Raw genomic sequence first — 17481 nt, forward strand, 5'->3', positions numbered from 1 at the left:
ATATCGGGTTTGCGGATATCATGGGAGTATCTGGCGATGAGCTCTTGACGCAACTGCTCCGGGGTCAGATTGGCGGCCTGGACCTCCCCCACAAGGGGCAGCGAGACCTTGCCGTCGGACTGGATACGCACCCCGATGTTCAGCTCCGGGTTATAGACGAACTTGAGATCAAAGTAGTCGTTGGGCCGCAACACCTTGCTGTAGCCGGTCCGATTGATGAATTCCCGGTAACGCTGCCCAATGGTCTGCTGCAATTCCGGGATGGTCATGCCGTAAGCATTGACTTCGCCCACCAGGTTTAAGAGGATTTTGCCGTCCGGACGAACCAACACCGGCTTAAGATCAAGCTCGGGATTAAGGGGGAAGCTGATAGTCAAGGTGTCGCCTTTGAGGACCCGGTAGGACTCCACCACCACCGGCCCCTTAGGCGGCGGTTTCATCTCCGGAAAGGCCACCTGCTTAACTCCGGTGCCTTTGCCGCCGGCGCACGCCATAACCAGAAGGAGTAGCCCGCTCACCCATATAGTACGCCATCTTTTCATAGTCAGCCTCTACTTCATTTCGAGACCAAAGGCCTCTCGGAATAGGCGTCTCATGGTCTTGACCATGATCTTTACATCAAGCCACAAAGAACAATGCTTAACGTATTCCAAGTCATTAATGATCCAGTCGTTAAAATAAACATTGGTATGGGCCTCAACCTGCCACAACCCGGTCATGCCGGGGCGCACCGACAGCCGCGCATCTCGCCATTTGGGGTTGTAGCGCATCTCATCTAAAGACAGAGGCCGGGGGCCCACCATGCTCATATCTCCTTTCAGGACGTTCCAGAGCTGCGGTAGCTCATCCAGGTTGGTGTCCCGGATAAACCTTCCCACCCGGGTGATCCGAGGATCTTGGACGATTTTGAACATCGGCCCGTCCACTTCATTCAAGTCCTGAAGTTCCCGCTTCAGATCTTCCGCGTTATTCAACATGGACCGAAATTTATACATGGTGAAATTGCGACCACCCTGGCCACATCTTTCCTGCCTGAAGATGACCTCCCCCGGGGAATCCAGCTTGATAAGCATGGCTACAACCAGCATAATGGGAGCAGTGATAATGAGCCCCAACAAGGACAAGAAAACGTCCATGCCGCGTTTGACGTTCTGATAGATCGTTCCCGCGTCCGTCTGCCATTCCAGCGGCCCTCCCATATACGCCGGATTGCGCCGGGCATGTTCCCGCAGGGAGACAGCGGTTTGCTCGGGCAGCGCAGCCTGGGTTCGCATCACCGCCATTTCGTGGAAACTCGTCAAATTGTCAATGATGGCCCCTGCGCAGATGACGCAACGGTGGAGGTAGGCCCCCTGACGAATCCGAGCGTTATCCAGAACCACGCACTCATTGATGACCGCCCCCCGCTCCACCTCGCAGTGGGAGCCGATGGCCGAAGGGCCGAGAATGATGGCCTCAGCGCCCACCTTCGAACCCGAACCTACCACTACCGGGGCAAATACCCGGGCCGAGGCGTTGATTTCGGCCTGAGCGGCATTATCCGGCGCTGTGTCCGGGTCTGGCAGCGGTACCCGACCATTCAACACTTCCAGATTGGCGCTGAAGAAATCGCCGACGCTGGTGATGGTGCGGCTATAGCCCGGAAGCTCCCAGACCGCAGTGCGGGCCCCCTGGTGGTAAAGAGGTGCGAAGAGCTGCTCTTTGAGATCGAAGTAACCGCTCTCGGGGATATAATCCAGAATCTCCGCTTGAAACAGGTAAAGGCCGGCGGGACGCAAGGTGCTCCGCCGTTCCTGGGCCGGGTGGATGCGGTGGATGCTCCTGACCTGTTGATCCGCATCAACTTCGACCCGCTCCATCTCCCAGGGGGCCTCCCGCACCTTGAGCCCCCCCACGGTGGCCAGGGCCCGGCATTCTTGGTGCCAGGCCAGCATCTCGGCGAGGCCCCCGCTCAACAACAAATCGCCGTTCATCACCCAGAAGGCGTTCCCGTGCAGGGCATCCGCCACTTCCTTCAGGGAGCCCCCGGTACCATAACTGGTTTCCCGGACCAGGTATTGCAGGGAGTCGGGCAGCGTCCTGAGGTGGGCAGCCACCACCTCCGCCATCCCCGGCTGAACGCAGAGGATCAGGCGGGTGACCCCGGCTGCGGCCAAAACTCCGGCCTGATAGTGCACCAGGGGACGGTTGGCCAGGGGCAGAAGAATCTTGGGATAAGCGGCCAGGGCCAACCCATGAAAGGTGGCCAAACTGCCGGCCAGCACCACCGCGGTATTGGGAATGGGGTTCATAGGCGTCGGTAAATCCAGGGAGGAATAGGAAAGGTCCTCCGGTTAAGAATCAGGTCAACTTTTTCACAACCGCCGGCATCCAGTCTGTCCAAGGCCGCAGACACCACCTGAACCCGGGTGATGCCGGCATGAACTACCAAGAAAGTCCGGTCGACTTGGGCGGCATAGAGCATCGACTCGGGAGACACGTTCACAGCCGGGCCATCGATAATGATGGTGGAGTATTCCCGGTTCAGGCAGCCTAAAAGATTTTTCAAGACCGGGGGCTCCAGCAGGCTGATGTGATTAATGGGTGCGACGCCTGCGCCCATCACCTTTAACTGGGGCATGGGAGTGGCCTGCACCACGCTTTTGGCCTCGATTCTGCCGGCCAGGCAATCACCGAAGCCGTAAAGTTCCGGCAACCCAAACGCGGCGCAGATTTGGGGCTGGGCAAAGTTGCCGTCGATGAGCAGCACCGGCTGATTTTGGATCTCAGCGGCCGCCATGGCCAGTCCGATAGCCACGGTGGTGCCGCCTTCCCCGGGGTTGGCCGCACAGATCAGAAAGTGCCGTTGCCGGGCGTCAGCCGTAGTCAACAGAATATTGTTGTATATCCCCATGAAGACCCGACGGACCCCCGGACCATAAAAGTGCTGCACGTTTGGCTGGTTGCTCAAGGCCGGGGCATAGTGCATGGTCGCCTCCACCGGGTGCCGGATTGATGCTGAACAATTTCTTGGGGTTGCTGTACCGCCATATCCATAAGCCTACCCTACTTTCTCACGCTTACCGGGATTATCACCGGACCGCAAACCCTAAACAATCCGGTGCTCACCTGATATTGTTCTCAGGAATTCCCTGAATTTCCCCTGCTTAAACCGGCTGGGGTGAACTCTTGCCTTTCGATAAATTTTTATCAGCTTGCCCGCATAATCCTCTTGCCAGACATTCGCTGCATCATCCCTCTCGGGCCTTCCCCATCCTTCCATGATTTGCTCTTCAGGCACCTCGCCTAACCTAAACCGGTGAGGCGAGCGTCAGGCAGGGTTCGCATTGAAGTTTCAGGACCGAGACCACACCAGGAATATCGGGAATTAATTTCGGGAACTTTAAAGACGAATTAATTTTGGCCGCAAGAGCAGGCCCATCATGGGCCTGCCAAAAAGTATTTATGTTAGGGCCTCCTTTGACCGATTAGGAGCAGTAGCCGAGTGAATCTAAAATGCAGCAGAAACGACGGGATGGCCCAGTTCTGTCCGAGGATATTATGAGAAAATATCGTGGCCCCGGTTCACAGGTGGCGACCTCCCTCTACTCCCCTAATACATCGGTATTCTTTGGCGATTTGTAGTAGCTGGTTGTTCTATAAAATATTAAATAAAGTTTACTATTAAAAGTATTAAAGCTTAGTTTAATTAAACTATAGTTAATATAACGAAATATGAAATGGTGTTACGTTATATGAATTTTTTTATATTACAAAGGAGTTTTTATTACTTTATCTCTTGCATTATGCTATGGTTACTCTGATTATCAATAATTATGCCTTGGTTTGCAATAAGAATTCTGGTCATGGGTCAACTCATGATAAATGAAGCTTGGTACTACGGCGAAGAGATTGAGCGCCCCACGACCCTGTTGTCTGGAACTTTACAATGAGTATTACGATCCTCCTGGCCGACGAACACTCAGTCATGCGCAAAGGGTTACGGTCCCTGCTGGAAAAAGACCCGGAGGTTACCATAGTCGCCGAAGCCCGGGACAGCCACACCACAGTCCGGTTAGCCCGGGACCTCAGTCCCGATATAGTCATACTTGATGAAAGGATGGCCGAATTCAGCGGCGTTGATACGGCCAGAGAAATACTCGCCACCTCCCCCGGGGCCAAGGTTATCGCCTTATCCGTCCATTCCGACCGCCGCCTGGCCTTAAATCTACTCAAGGCCGGGGTCTCGGCCTACCTGTTAAAAGATCGCGTCTTCGAAGAATTGATCCCGGCCCTGCGCCTAGTCATGGCCCACAAGATTTATCTCAGTCCCGAAATCTCCGATTTGGTGCTCAAAGATTACGTCGAAGCCTTGCGGGACAGCGAGGCCCGCTTCCGCACGGTGTTCGAGCAGGCTCCCTTCGGCATTGCCTTGACCGATCTGGATGGCCGCCTGCTGGAGATCAGTCCGGCGCTGCTTAAGATGCTAGGATATAACCGGGACGAACTCCATCGCATGATCTTGGCCAAGTTTTCTCATCCGGACGACGCCGACTCCTGCCAGGAACTTTTTCGGGATTTGGCCCAGGGGCGCCGCCAGACCTTCGAGAAAGATAATCGCTACCTCCGCAAGGACGGCCGCCTGGTCTGGGGCCGCCTCACCGTTTCCGTGGTCCGGTCCTTGCTGGAGCAATCCCAGTTCGCTATCGTCATTGTAGAAGATATCAACGAGCGAAAAAGGTCCGAGGAAGAGATCCGAGCCTATCAAGAGCAGTTGCGATCCCTGGCCTCGGAAATCTCTCTGGTAGAGGAACGGGAACGGCGTCGCCTCGCCACAGATTTACATGACCATATCGGCCAGACCCTGGCTCTGGCCCAGATCAAACTGGGAGAGATCAAAGAGTGGGCCGAGGGCACTCCCGTGTCCGGGTCTCTGGGAGAAATTCGGCTCTTGGTGGAACAGGCCATCAAATCCAGTCGAGAGTTAACTTTTGAGCTGAGCCCGCCGATTCTTTACGATCTGGGGTTTGAATCTGCCGTGGAGTGGTTCGGGGACTACCTCCAGGAACACCACGGCCTCCAGGTCATTGTGCGATCAGACGAGCAGTATAAGCCCATGGGTAACGAAACCATGGTGTTGGTCTTCCAGATGGTGCGGGAACTCATGCTCAATGCCGCCAAGCATGCCCGGGCCCGCCAGGTTGAGGTTTCGATCCGGCGGGAAGGGGACAATTTGGTCATCGACGTCACTGACGACGGCGTGGGGTTCGACCGCCAACAACTCACCACTTCCCGTTCCCGGGAAAAGCCCCGCGGTTTTGGGCTCTTCAGCGTCCGGGAGCGCATCGAATGCATAGGCGGCAGTCTGCGGATAGACTCCCGGCCTGATCGAGGCAGCAAGGTCTCTCTCACCGTGCCGGTTTGGCAGGATCATTAATCTGAGGCGAGGAACGTGACGTGGGCATAACCATCATAGTAGTGGACGACCACAAAATTTTGCGGCAAGGATTGCGCACTCTTCTGGCCCGGGAAGCTGACATGGAGGTGGTGGCCGAGGCGGAGGACGGGCGGCACGCGGTGCGTCTGGTCCGGGAATTGTCTCCCCAAGTAGTGATTATGGACGTGGGCATGCCCGATTTAAATGGCATTGAAGCTACCCGTCAGATATTGCAGGAGGCGCCCGAAACCAAGATTATCGCCTTGTCCATGCATTCCGACCGGCGCTTCGTTACCAACATGATCAAGGCGGGAGCCTCCGGTTACCTGCTCAAGGATTCGGCCTTCGAGGAATTGGCCACTGCCATTCGCGTGGTTATGGCCCGGAAGACCTACCTGAGCCATGAGATTGCCCACGTGGTGGTGAAGGACTATGTGAAGGGAGGTGGCTCCAAGGACGATCCGTCGGTATTTTCGGTCTTGAGCCCCCGAGAACGGGAGGTGCTCCAGCTTATGGCCGAAGGCAAGACCAACCGCCTGATCGCCGAAGCCTTGAATGTTAGCCTGAAAACCATTGAAACCCACCGCCAGCAAATCATGAATAAGCTGGAGATTCATAATATCGTCGAGCTTACCAAATACGCCATCCGGGAAGGCCTCGCCTCCCTGGACCATTGAATCCCACACACTCCAGGGTCTGACCTGCAGACCCGTTTTGGTGTCCCACTCCTAAAGATCGACCTGATTCTTCCAAGCCGATGGAGGTTCACCCCAACCCAGGCTTGAGAACCAGGTCGTGGTCCTGTAAGAATATTTCTGACAAAAAAATCAGACATATTTCCATTCACACTCATCTTTGAGGATGTTAAAGTAGATAAAATTTTCCCTGTCTTCCTTAATTACTCAAACCCGACAAGATTAAGAAGGTAGAAATTAATGAACTGGGTTACGCAAGCCTTAAGCACGTCCGTGGGCAAAAAGCAGTTGATGGCCATAACCGGCCTGTTGTTTCTGCTGTTTCTGACCACCCATCTCCTGGGCAACCTGAGCATTTATGGCGGACCGGCGGCGTTCGTGGCCTATGCCGAACACCTGCACGCCCTGGGGAAATTGCTGGTGGCCGCGGAAATTGGCATGGTCTTGGCTTTAATCATTCATGTCGGTACCGCGATTGTGCTGTTCTTTGAGAACCGCAGCGCCCGTCCGGTCAAGTACGCGGTGGACAAAAGCGGTGGCGGCGGCCGCACCTTCAGCTCGCAAACCATGCCCTATACCGGTCTGCTGATTCTGGTTTTCCTCGGAGTGCACCTGGCCACCTTTTCCCACCACATCGTCGATCAGACCACCCGGAACATCTTTCAAATTGCCGTTGACGTCTTCTCTCATAAGGGCTTTCTGGCAATTTATTTAATCGCCATGATCATCGTCGCCTTGCATGTCCGGCACGGGCTCTGGAGCGCCTTCCAGACCGTGGGGGCAAACCAGCCCAAGTACATGCCATTTATCCAAAAGCTGAGTATTGTCTTCGCGGTGATCGCCGGCATCGGCTTTTTTTCACTGCCGCTAGTCATCCTGGCGATGAGATAGGGAGGTCTTGTAATGCAACTTGATGCTAAAATTCCCGTAGCGCCTTTGCCGGATAAATGGGATCGCTGCAAATTTGAAATGAAACTGGTCAGCCCGGCTAACAAGAGAAAATTTGATATCATCGTGGTAGGAACCGGCCTGGCCGGCGGCGCCGCGTCTGCCTCCCTGGCGGAACTGGGCTACAACGTCAAGACCTTCTGTATCCAGGACAGCCCCCGCCGGGCCCATTCCATCGCGGCCCAAGGCGGCATCAATGCGGCCAAGAACTATCCCAACGACGGCGACAGTATCTGGCGGCTGTTCTACGATACCATCAAAGGCGGCGATTTCCGGGCCCGGGAAGGCAATGTCTACCGCCTGGCCCAGGTGAGCAACTTGATCATCGATCATTGCGTGGCCCAGGGAATTCCGTTTGCCCGGGAATACGGCGGGCTTTTGGCTAACCGCTCCTTCGGCGGAGCCCAAGTCTCCCGGACGTTCTACGCCCGGGGGCAGACCGGCCAGCAACTCCTGCTGGGGGCCTACAGCTCCTTGATGCGCCAGGTGGCCTCGGGCCGCGTCACCATGTTTCCCCGCCGGGAGATGCTGGACCTGGTGCTCGTGGACGGCCAGGCCCGGGGCATCGTAGTGCGGAACCTCATCACCGGGGAAATCGAGCGCCACTCGGCCCACGCGGTGGTCCTGGCCACCGGCGGTTATGCCAATGTATTTTTTCTGTCCACCAACGGCATGGCCTGTAACGTCACCGCCAGCATCCGGGCCTTTAAGAAAGGGGCCGGTTTTGCCAACCCTTGCTTTACCCAGATACACCCCACCTGCATCCCGGTGCATGGCGACTATCAGTCCAAGCTAACGCTGATGTCTGAGAGTCTGCGCAACGACGGCCGGGTCTGGGTGCCTAAAAAAGAGGGCGACACCAGGCCGCCGGAGCAGATCCCCGAAGCGGAACGGGATTATTATCTGGAGCGCATCTATCCCAGTTTCGGGAACCTCGCCCCTAGGGATATCTCCTCCCGGGCCGCCAAGCTCATGTGCGACCAGGGCAAAGGCGTCGGCCCCACAGGGCGCGCCGTGTATCTGGATTTCGCCGATGCCATCGAACGGCTGGGCAAGGCCGAGATCGAGGCCAGATACGGCAATCTCTTCCAGATGTATGAAAAGATCGTTGCCGCCAATCCTTATGAAACGCCCATGATGATTTATCCGGCCTCCCATTATGCCATGGGCGGCCTTTGGGTAGACTACAACCTGATGAGCACCATCCCAGGCCTCTTTGTCCTGGGCGAGGCCAACTTCTCTGACCACGGGGCCAACCGCCTGGGGGCCAGCGCCCTGATGCAGGGTTTAGCCGACGGCTACTTTATCATCCCTTACACCATCGGCGGCTACCTGGGCGGCACCCGGCTCCCGGAAGTTACGGTAGATAATGACGCGTTTAAGGAGTCCGAAGCTGAAGTTACGCAGCGCGTCGACCGCCTGCTCAATATCAAGGGCAAAAGAACCGTGCAGGACTTTCACCGGGAACTGGGGAACATCTTGTGGGAGCATTGCGGCATGGGCCGCACTGATGCGGGGCTCACCAAGGGCCGTGGGCTCGTGGCCAACCTCAAGGCCGAATTTTGGGAGAATGTGAAGGTGCCGGGTGAAGAGAAAGATTTCAATCAAAGCCTGGAAAACGCCGGCCGGGTGGCCGATTTCATAGAGTTCGCCGATATCTTGATCGCTGATGCCCTGGCCCGCCGGGAATCCTGCGGCTGCCATTTCAACGAGGCCTTTCAGACCGAGGACCATGAAGCCTTGCGGGACGATGAAAACATGTGCCATGCAGCGGTCTGGGAATATGCCGGAGAGGGCCAGGCGCCCATCTTCCACAAGGAACCGCTGGTGTTTGAAAATGTCAAATTAGTGACGAGGAGCTACAAGTGAGCGGCAAGACGATCAACCTCACCCTGAAGGTCTGGCGGCAGCAGGGGGCAACCGCCCCGGGTCGACTCGAAAGCTATAAGGCTGAGAATATTCCCACCGACGCGTCATTTCTGGAGATGCTGGACATAGTCAATGAGCGCCTCACTCTTACGGGTAAAGAGCCCATCGCTTTCGACCACGATTGCCGGGAGGGCATCTGCGGCATGTGCGGCACGGTGGTCAACGGCCGGCCCCATGGCCCGGAGAAAGAAACCACTCTGTGCCAGCTCCACATGCGCCACTTCAAAGACGGCGACACCGTGGTCGTCGAGCCCTTCCGGGCCCGGGCCTATCCCATCATCAAAGACCTGGTAGTGGACCGCAGCGCCCTGGATCAAATCATTGCGGCGGGCGGCTTCATTTCAGTCATCACCGGTCAGGCCCCTGAGGCCAACACCTTGCCGGTCCCCAAGGAAAGTGCCGACCTGGCCATGGACGCGGCCGCCTGTATCGGCTGCGGCGCCTGCGTCGCGGCCTGCCCCAATGCCGCGGCCATGCTCTTTACCAGCGCCAAGATTTCCCAGTTTGCGTTGCTGCCGCATGGGCGCCCGGAAGCCGCTAAACGGGCCCTGGCCATGTTGGCCCAGATGGACGCGCAGGGGTTTGGCAACTGCACCAACCATAAGGAATGCGAAGTGGAGTGCCCCAAAGGCATTTCCATCAGCAATATTGCTCGCCTGAACCGGGAATGGCTCAAAGCCGCGTTCCTGTCCAAGGAGAAAATTCCCGCTTAATATTTCTAAAAACCCAGGTGGCGGGCCTCTGTGCCCGCCACATTGGTAGCACAGGCTTTCCAGCCTGTGTAGGTGAGCCCACCTTACTTTTCCCCAAGCTTTTTCCCGATCACGGGCGCTGATCGCGGGCAACTGCGTAACAGAACCATGCCGGCTTATCCGCCCAAGCCCTGCCTCCTTAAAAACCCGGTCATCCATTTCATGACTCCTCAAGGGCTTGAATCGGCCCATAAAAGTATCTATTTAATATAAAGATGTCCTTGCTTCGACTCTAAGAGCCGAATCCACCGAATGCCGGGGGTGATTATGTACAAGGTGAGCCTGGAAGGAGACGACACGGTTGTCCGCATCAGGCGCGAGTTGATGGGCCAGGATACCGTATCCAGGTTCCTGGATTTAATTAACCTGGCCGCGGTGATGGAGAACAGCAGGTTTGCCGACGCCAAAGAAAAGATCCTGGCCCGCATGCTGGGCTTCCCCACCGGGGTGGATGTGCTGCGCGATCCGGTCCTCAATAAAGACGCGGCGTTTTCGGAAGAGGAGCGGGAGATCTTAGGCCTCCGCGGGCTTCTGCCCGCCCGGGTCCAAACCATGGAAGAGCAGGTGATGCGGACCCTGGAGAATTTCCGCAAAAAGCCCACGGATATCGAAAAGTATATCTTTATGATCGGCCTCCAAAACCGTAACCGGACCCTGTTCTACCGGGTGGTTTTGGACAACATCGAAGAGATGATGCCCATCATCTATACGCCGACCGTAGGCCAGGCCTGTCTGGAATACGGTCATATTTTTCGCCGGCCCCGGGGGATCTTTATTTCGGCGAAGGATCGGGGGCGCATGCCGGAACTCCTGCGCAACTGGGCGTATAAAGATATCCGCATCATTGTGGTCACTGACGGCGAGCGCATCCTCGGTCTGGGAGACCTGGGCGCAGACGGCATGGGCATTCCCGTGGGCAAGCTGGCGCTCTACTCCGCCTGCGCCGGTATCCACCCTTCCCACAGCCTCCCGATTACGCTCGACGTGGGCACCGAAAACGAAGATTTGCTGAACGACCCCTTATACATCGGACTCAAACAACGGCGTCTGCGCGGTGCGGCCTACGATGATTTTATCGAGGAATTCATTGTGGCCGTCGCCGAAGTCTTTCCACGCACCTTGGTGCAGTTTGAAGATTTCGGCAACCTCAATGCCTTCCGGCTCTTGGAGCGCTATCGGGAACGCCTCTGCGCCTTCAATGACGACATCCAGGGCACCGCGGCGGTGGCCCTGGCCGGATTGTATTCAGCCTTACGGATCAAAAGCGGTAAGCTCCAGGATCAAAAATTCCTGATCGTGGGGGCAGGTGAGGCCGGAACCGGGATTGGCGAACTGACCGTGGCCGCTTTGATGGATGAAGGCTTAAGCGTTGCCCAGGCCCGGGAGCGCTGCTGGTTTGTGGACTCCAAAGGCCTGGTGGTCAAAAGCCGCAGCGACCTGACTGGCCGCAAACTCCGCTATGCCCATGACCACGAGTTCATCTTTGATTTGGCGGCCGTGGTGGAAGCCCTGAAACCCACCGCCATTATTGGCGTTACTGGGAAGCACGGTCTCTTTGCGCACCCGGTCCTGGAAGCCATGGGTAAGATTAATGACCGACCTATTATCTTCCCCCTGTCCAACCCCACCTCCAAGGCCGAATGCTCCGCCGAGGAAGCCTATAGCGCCACAGGGGGAAGGGCGATTTTTGCCAGCGGCAGCCCCTTTGCCCCCGTTGTCCTTGAGGGCAAGACCTTGGTGCCGGGACAGGGGAACAACGTCTATATTTTCCCGGGGGTGGGGTTGGGCGTGATCGCGTCCGGGGCCCGACACGTCATTGATGAGATGTTTTTTGCCGCGGCCAAGGCCCTGGCCGCACAAATATCGGCAGACGACCTGGAGCAAGGGCGGGTCTATCCACCCCTGGCCCGGATCCGGGAGGTCGCGGCCGCCGTCGCTGCCGCGGTAGCCGGAGTAGCCTACCAGCACAACCTGGCCACCAAGCCCCGGCCCGACGATATTTTGGCCGCGATCAAGGCCCTAATGTATGAGCCGCAGTATCGCAGTTATGTTTAGGTTACTCCGGTTCCGAAAAAAGATCGTTATGCAATGCACTCTCTTGCCACTATCAATTAGTCCTAATTATACCAGATAAGTTATTTATATGATCTTCATATAGGAAACACGACAGGGCTGATTGGATTGTGAATAAATAGCAGTGATCGAATATTTGAAAAGTGAATTAGGGGTTCTGTTTTAGCCACTCAGAAACTAACAAAGCATAATCATTAAATATCAAATTATCCGGTTCAAGCTTTAGAACTGAACATAAATCTGGCAACTCGGTTATAAAAAGTTGATAGCGTGATCGTATCGCGGCCCCACCTGGTATGGTTGATCGTCCTGATGAATTCCGTAGCCAGTCTCTTATGATTGGAATGACCATGTATCGGTCATTGTTATGAGATTTTACGTCCTGACCACTTATGTCAGAAATAAATGCCTGATAACGATACATTTCTCGGTCTAATATTAAACATATCTTGGATTTATCCTTTTTAGATCCATATTTTTTTGCACCCATAAAAAGTCCCAGCTCAAGAGGCATGTTGAATCTTGGTAAATTGGATATAGTATCTAACTCTGTTCTTGAAATATCATGAATACCAAACTTACATTCGGAAATGATCCTTGCAATTTCCTGAATCCGTACTTCTCCTCCATCGCCAAGTTCCAGGGCACAACGAGGAATATAGCCACAATCGAATATAGCAAATAAAATTGCATAGAAAATTTCCCTATATTCCTTGTCAAACGGGCAATTTATAAAAACATTACGCGTATATTCCTGAGCACCCATAGCTGTGTTTTCTTTATTTCTTTGTTGAACGCTTGTGAGAAACTAAAGTTACCGCCTTAGCTACGTCAGATTTTTTCACAGAGCCAGATTTGGGGGGAGATTTCACGTCACGTTTTTTTTGAGAGAGGGCGCTTCCTGCAGCGGTTTTTGAAGAACTACTAGTACGTTTATCTTTCAAGACTTGCGATGCTGCTGTAGCAGCCTTTTCTGATGTTGTTTTTTTGGGAGCTTTAGTTTGCGACAAGGCGCTTCCAGCCGCAGTCTTCGATTTGGGCCCTGTTTTTTTGCTACTCAGAGTCTCGGATGCCTTGTTCGCAGCTTCCTTGCCAGTGACCTTCGATTTCGGCATTTTTCTTCTCCTTGCCAAAGGGAATTACATTTATTTTACCATATTCTTCCATATTATTGCTAAATTACAAAAATTGTGACAAAAAATCAAAAAGCATAGCCCCTTTCGGAGAATAAAATTATAACTTGCTACTATCAGGTAATTATGAATAAATCAAATTAGTTGAATATATGACCTGCATATCCTACGCACGGATTTGTTGGGAAATCTGCCCACATTACAGCCTCTCAGAAACCGTTTTCATTTCCAGGAAGAGCCGCAGGTAATCCGGGCCGCCGGCTTTGGCGTTGGAGCCCGACATCTTGAAGCCGCCGAAGGGCTGGACCCCCACCAGGGCCCCGGTGATCTTCCGGTTCAGATAAAGATTGCCCACGTTGAATTCCCGCTTGGCCCGCTCCAACCGATCCCGGCTCCGGCTGAAGAGCCCACCCGTCAGGCCGTATTCGGTGCCGTTAAAGATGCGCACTGCGTCTTCGAAATTCTCAGCTTTGATAACTGCCAGCACCGGCCCAAAGATTTCCCGCTGGGCCAGTCGCGCCGTTGGAGGCACATCGGCAAAAACCGTGGGCTCCAGATAATAACCGCCGTCACGGTCAAGAGACTTGCCGCCGCTTACCAGCCTCCCCTGCCCTCGCCCCTGCTCCATTTCGCTTAAGATCATCTTCTGCTGGGCCTCGGAAATCACAGCGCCAAGCGGATAGTTCTCCTCCGCCGGTCCCACCCGGATGTCTTGCACCGCGGCCACCAGCCGCTCAAGGACCTCATCGTAAACTTCCGCCACCACAATGAGACGCGACGCCGCGGAGCACTTCTGCCCTTGAAAACCAAAGGCGCTTTTGATCACCTCCGGAATCGCGGCATCGAGGTCGGCGGTCTCATCGATCACCACCGCATCTTTGCCGCCCAATTCGGTGTAGACTCGCTTGAGCCACTCCTGACCCGGATGAATCTGCGCCGCCCGAACCGCGATCCGCACCCCCACTTCCCGAGAACCGGTGAAGTTGATAAAGCGGGTCCGCACGTGGTCCACCAGGTAATCCCCTACGTCGCTCCCCAGGCCCGGCAAGAAATTAATAACACCGGGGGGAAGCCCGGCGGACTCCACGACCTGCATAAAGATCGCGCCGATCACGGGGGTATAGGACGAAGGCTTGATCACTACGGTATTGCCCGCGGCTACCGGTCCGGCGGCCATCCCCACGAGAATGGCCAGGGGGAAGTTCCAGGGCGGCAGGACCACCCCTGCTCCCAGGGGTTGCAGCCAAGACTGGTTGATCTCACCAGGGAAGGGATAAATCGGCAAGGGCTTGGCGAATTCCAGAGCCTGACGGGCGTAGTACTCACAGAAATCGATGGCTTCGGCCACATCGGCATCAGCCTCGGCCCAGTTTTTGGAGGCCTCCAGGGTTTCCCAGGCGGCCAATACCAATTTACGCCGGCGCAGCTCTTGAGCCAGCTTGATCAGGACGGCGGCCCGGTCCTCAGCCGACCGCCTGGCCCAAGCCGGAAAAGCCTGCCAGGCCGCATCTAGTGCCCGGTCGACGTGAAGCGAGGCGGCTGCGGCCACGGAGCCCACGATCTCCGCAGGACTGGCCGGATTGAGGCTCATGATCCGCTGGCCGGCATCCACCCTTTCACCAGCAATGATGAGAGGCCAATGGCTGCCCAACTGCCGGCGCACCTTGGCCAGCGCCTCCCGATAGGCCGCAATGTTGGCGGGATCACTGAAATCGCTCAGGGGCTCGTTGGAAAATGGCGGGAACATAGCGGATTCCTCTGATGGCTACAGGCTAATAGTTTGCGAATGGCTCTCTTAATATCCCCATAAATCCCCTCTGACAAAGGGAGATTTAAAAAGCATTCCTTACTGTTCCCCCCTTTACCAAAGGGGGTTAGGGGGGATTTTGGAGCAAACGCTCAAGAACTTAAAGGTGGCCCGGGCTCAAATAATCAACTCCTCCGGAACCAGCCTTCGGTTGGCGAGTCCCAGGTCGGCGACCGGGAAATCGCGACCATCGCCAAGCCCCACCCGGTCCTGGCCGAAGTACAGGCCCGCGGCGATTCTCCCCAGTGCATCGGCCTTCATGATGCCGCTACCACTGTCGCCCCCGACGACGATAGCCCCCCCGACCCGGTCCACCACCGGGTGGCTGTCAGCCAGATGGTCGGCATAGTGCCCGGCCCAGGAGTACTGCGGCACGACATCTTGGAAACAGGGAAAATACGGCTCTACCTGGGGCCGGACCCGCCCCTGGAAAAAGTCCCGCTCCGCCGCCGGAGGCTCCTCCAGGCCCGGAGGTTGGTCTTCATTGGCAAAACCCAAGATAAAGGAGCCCGTGCTCGGCCGCAGATAAGCGCCACCGGGCATGATGGTGAAAGGCAGCAGGTTATGAGCGTTAAAACCTTCGGCGTGGAGAAGCCGCTGCAACGCGCCCTCTTTGGCGGCCACCGCGAACAACTGCCGCTTCCTCGGAACCACCGGAACCTTAAGCCCGGCCAGACTCATAGTCAGACTTATCCACGCACCGGTGGCGACTACCACGGTTCCATAAATGATTTCGCCATCTCTCGCCTTAACCCCGAGCATCCGGCCCTCGCCGTTGGTGGCAAATCCAGTAACTTCGGTGCCAAACGCAAAGTTGCCCCCTAATGCCGATATCCGTTTCTCGTAAAATCGGCACAAGAGATTGGGATTCAGGATGCCGCAATTTCGGCCCAGGATACCTTGGGCAATTGCCCCGATCCGCATTTCCGGCAGACGCCGGTGAAGCTCGTTAGGCTCCAGGGTCTCAAACTTCACCCCGGCCTGGACCATGGCGTCCAAGACCGCCTGGGATTCCCGCATCTGGTCCGCCGTCTTGAGCCACAGATAGCCAATCCGCCTGAGCCCGATATCGGCGTCTTTCTGGACTTGTTCATAAAACGCGATACTGCCCTGGCTGAGAGCGCGGTTCAGCGGTGAGGAGAACATATCGCGATAGGCTGCAGCGCTTCTGGTGGTATTGCCCTGCCCCGGCCCCTGCAACCGGTCGATGACCAGGAGGTCGAGGTTACCGTCGCCTTTAAGAATATGATAGGCGCTGGCCAGGCCCAGGATTCCCGCTCCGACAATTATGACCCGGGGCCTGCCGGCCGTATCAGACATCGGGATAGGCCATCTTGTAAGGATCGACCAGTCGATCAAACTCTTCCGCGGAAATATAGCCGAGCCTCAAGGCCGCTTCCTTGAGCGTCAGCCCCTCATCTTTGGCCAGATGGGCAATTTGCGCCGCCCGGTCATAGCCGATGGCCGGGGACAGGGCCGTAACCAGCATCAGGGAGCGGTGCAGATAGGCGTCGATCTGCTCGTAATTGGGTTTCAGGCCAACCACCAGAAAGTCGTTGAAGTTATGGCAACTGTCGGCCAGAATCTTGATGGACTGGATCACATTAAAAATTAGCAGCGGTTTGTAGACGTTCAGCTCCAGGTAGCCTCCGGCCCCGCCGAACGTCACCGCGGCATCGTAACCCATGACTTGCACGGCCACCATGGCCAAGGCCTCGCACTGGGTGGGGTTGATCTTGCCGGGCATAATCGAAGACCCCGGCTCATTGGCAGGCAGATGCAGTTCATTCAGTCCGGCTCTCGGACCGCTTGCCAGCAGCCGGATGTCATTGGCAATCTTGTAAAGGGACACCGCCAGGGTCTTCAACACGGAGCTGGCCATGATGAGGGCATCGTGGGCGCCGAGCGCAGTAAACTTATTGGGCGCTGGCACTAAAGGCAGACCGGTGAGGTCGGCAAGGTGCTGGATCGCCAAATCCCCGAAGCCCTTGGGGGCATGGAGACCCGTACCCACCGCAGTCCCGCCCAGGGGCAGCCGGTACAGCCCGGGCAAAGCCAGCCGGATGCTCTCCAGGTGGTTGTCCAGCAGACCCACATAGCCGGAAAATTCCTGGCCCAAAGTCAGGGGCACGGCATCCATCAGGTGGGTCCGCCCGATCTTGACGAGTTCCGCCCAGCTCTGCGCTTTCTCGTCCAGGGCATCTCGCAACTTCTGGACCTTAGGAATCAGGCGCGCCTGAAGCGCCGTAGCTGCGGCAACATACATGGCCGCCGGGAACACGTCGTTGGTGGATTGCGACATATTGACGTGATCATTGGGGTGAATAGGGTCTTTACTTCCCAAGACCCCGCCCGCCAGCTCGATGGCCCGGTTGCCGATCACTTCATTGACGTTCATGTTACACTGGGTGCCGCTCCCGGAGATCCAGACATGGATCGGGAAATTGCCCTCCAGCTTGCCCTCTATGACTTCCTCGGCAGCCCGCAGAATGAACCCGGCTTTATCATGCGGCAGTTTGCCCAGTTCATAATTAGCCAGGGCCGCGGCCTTCTTAATTACGGCCAGGGCACTGATCACCTCCTGCGGCATCACGTCATCGCCGATGCTAAAGTAGGTGATCGCCCTCTGGGTTTGCGCGCCCCAATAGCGGTTCGCCGGTACCTCAATTTCTCCCAGGCTGTCACTTTCCCGTCTCGTTTTCTCCTCTTCAGGACCCATGCGGCTTTC

At 56.2% G+C, this 17481-nt stretch carries 14 protein-coding genes; 6 read left to right on the forward strand and 8 right to left on the reverse strand.

The window, feature by feature from the left end:
• From WC600_15100 to WC600_15110, 3 genes are all read right to left on the reverse strand, one after another.
• Positions 1-542 (reverse strand): polysaccharide biosynthesis/export family protein (locus tag WC600_15100; protein MFA4904057.1); only part of this gene is annotated, 542 nt, incomplete at its 3' end.
• 9 nt (positions 543-551) lie between these two features.
• Complete coding sequence (locus tag WC600_15105) at positions 552-2291, reverse strand: sugar transferase (protein ID MFA4904058.1); 1740 nt, start codon at positions 2289-2291, stop codon at positions 552-554.
• Positions 2288-2968: a CpsD/CapB family tyrosine-protein kinase gene (locus WC600_15110; protein MFA4904059.1), complete on the reverse strand. Its 681-nt coding sequence runs from the start codon at positions 2966-2968 to the stop codon at positions 2288-2290. Before WC600_15110 ends, WC600_15105 begins: the two co-directional genes overlap by 4 nt.
• 960 nt (positions 2969-3928) lie before the next feature.
• Between WC600_15110 and WC600_15115 the strand changes: the two genes are divergently transcribed.
• The 6 genes from WC600_15115 (at position 3929) to WC600_15140 (ending at position 11795) form a co-directional block, all read left to right on the forward strand.
• Positions 3929-5416, forward strand: a complete 1488-nt coding sequence (locus WC600_15115; GenBank protein MFA4904060.1) for a PAS domain S-box protein — start codon at positions 3929-3931, stop codon at positions 5414-5416.
• A gap of 20 nt (positions 5417-5436) precedes the next feature.
• Positions 5437-6093, forward strand: a complete 657-nt coding sequence (locus tag WC600_15120; GenBank protein MFA4904061.1) for a response regulator transcription factor — start codon at positions 5437-5439, stop codon at positions 6091-6093.
• Between the two features lie 258 nt (positions 6094-6351).
• The gene (locus tag WC600_15125) at positions 6352-7002 is read left to right on the forward strand and encodes a succinate dehydrogenase cytochrome b subunit (GenBank protein MFA4904062.1); all 651 of its coding nucleotides are present in this window, start codon (positions 6352-6354) and stop codon (positions 7000-7002) included.
• A 12-nt stretch (positions 7003-7014) separates the two neighbouring features.
• Positions 7015-8928: a fumarate reductase/succinate dehydrogenase flavoprotein subunit gene (locus WC600_15130; protein ID MFA4904063.1), complete on the forward strand. Its 1914-nt coding sequence runs from the start codon at positions 7015-7017 to the stop codon at positions 8926-8928.
• Positions 8925-9701 carry a succinate dehydrogenase/fumarate reductase iron-sulfur subunit gene (locus WC600_15135; protein ID MFA4904064.1) on the forward strand — a complete coding sequence of 259 codons (777 nt, stop codon included), beginning with the start codon at positions 8925-8927 and terminating at the stop codon, positions 9699-9701. The genes WC600_15130 and WC600_15135 overlap by 4 nt, the downstream gene beginning before the upstream one ends.
• A 306-nt stretch (positions 9702-10007) precedes the next feature.
• Positions 10008-11795 (forward strand): NAD-dependent malic enzyme, encoded by a 1788-nt coding sequence (locus tag WC600_15140; GenBank protein ID MFA4904065.1) that lies wholly within the window; start codon positions 10008-10010, stop codon positions 11793-11795.
• A 166-nt stretch (positions 11796-11961) separates the two neighbouring features.
• On the opposite strand, the gene WC600_15145 is transcribed toward WC600_15140, so the two are convergent.
• The 5 genes from WC600_15145 to fumC all read right to left on the reverse strand — a co-directional run bounded on the left by WC600_15145 (position 11962) and on the right by fumC (position 17472).
• Positions 11962-12579, reverse strand: coding sequence for a hypothetical protein (locus WC600_15145; GenBank protein MFA4904066.1), 618 nt, complete (start codon positions 12577-12579; stop codon positions 11962-11964).
• A gap of 13 nt (positions 12580-12592) precedes the next feature.
• Positions 12593-12928: a hypothetical protein gene (locus WC600_15150; protein ID MFA4904067.1), complete on the reverse strand. Its 336-nt coding sequence runs from the start codon at positions 12926-12928 to the stop codon at positions 12593-12595.
• A gap of 217 nt (positions 12929-13145) precedes the next feature.
• Positions 13146-14693: an L-glutamate gamma-semialdehyde dehydrogenase gene (gene pruA, locus WC600_15155; GenBank protein ID MFA4904068.1), complete on the reverse strand. Its 1548-nt coding sequence runs from the start codon at positions 14691-14693 to the stop codon at positions 13146-13148.
• 177 nt (positions 14694-14870) lie between these two features.
• Positions 14871-16073, reverse strand: a complete 1203-nt coding sequence (locus WC600_15160) for an FAD-dependent oxidoreductase (GenBank protein MFA4904069.1) — start codon at positions 16071-16073, stop codon at positions 14871-14873.
• Positions 16066-17472, reverse strand: coding sequence for a class II fumarate hydratase (gene fumC, locus WC600_15165; protein MFA4904070.1), 1407 nt, complete (start codon positions 17470-17472; stop codon positions 16066-16068). Before fumC ends, WC600_15160 begins: the two co-directional genes overlap by 8 nt.
• Positions 17473-17481 lie beyond the last annotated feature (9 nt).

This window comes from Desulfobaccales bacterium (genome assembly GCA_041648175.1).
Lineage (GTDB): Bacteria > Desulfobacterota > Desulfobaccia > Desulfobaccales > 0-14-0-80-60-11 > 0-14-0-80-60-11.

Excerpts from the sequence above, each read along its gene's own strand:
- WC600_15105 (MFA4904058.1), bottom strand. The coding sequence starts at position 2,291 with ATGAACCCCATTCCCAATACCGCGGTGGTGCTGGCCGGCAGTTTGGCC.
- WC600_15110 (MFA4904059.1), bottom strand. The coding sequence starts at position 2,968 with ATGCACTATGCCCCGGCCTTGAGCAACCAGCCAAACGTGCAGCACTTT.
- WC600_15115 (MFA4904060.1), top strand. The coding sequence starts at position 3,929 with ATGAGTATTACGATCCTCCTGGCCGACGAACACTCAGTCATGCGCAAA.
- WC600_15125 (MFA4904062.1), top strand. The coding sequence starts at position 6,352 with ATGAACTGGGTTACGCAAGCCTTAAGCACGTCCGTGGGCAAAAAGCAG.
- WC600_15130 (MFA4904063.1), top strand. The coding sequence starts at position 7,015 with ATGCAACTTGATGCTAAAATTCCCGTAGCGCCTTTGCCGGATAAATGG.
- WC600_15140 (MFA4904065.1), top strand. The coding sequence starts at position 10,008 with ATGTACAAGGTGAGCCTGGAAGGAGACGACACGGTTGTCCGCATCAGG.
- WC600_15145 (MFA4904066.1), bottom strand. The coding sequence starts at position 12,579 with ATGGGTGCTCAGGAATATACGCGTAATGTTTTTATAAATTGCCCGTTT.
- WC600_15150 (MFA4904067.1), bottom strand. The coding sequence starts at position 12,928 with ATGCCGAAATCGAAGGTCACTGGCAAGGAAGCTGCGAACAAGGCATCC.
- pruA (MFA4904068.1), bottom strand. The coding sequence starts at position 14,693 with ATGTTCCCGCCATTTTCCAACGAGCCCCTGAGCGATTTCAGTGATCCC.
- WC600_15160 (MFA4904069.1), bottom strand. The coding sequence starts at position 16,073 with ATGTCTGATACGGCCGGCAGGCCCCGGGTCATAATTGTCGGAGCGGGA.
- fumC (MFA4904070.1), bottom strand. The coding sequence starts at position 17,472 with ATGGGTCCTGAAGAGGAGAAAACGAGACGGGAAAGTGACAGCCTGGGA.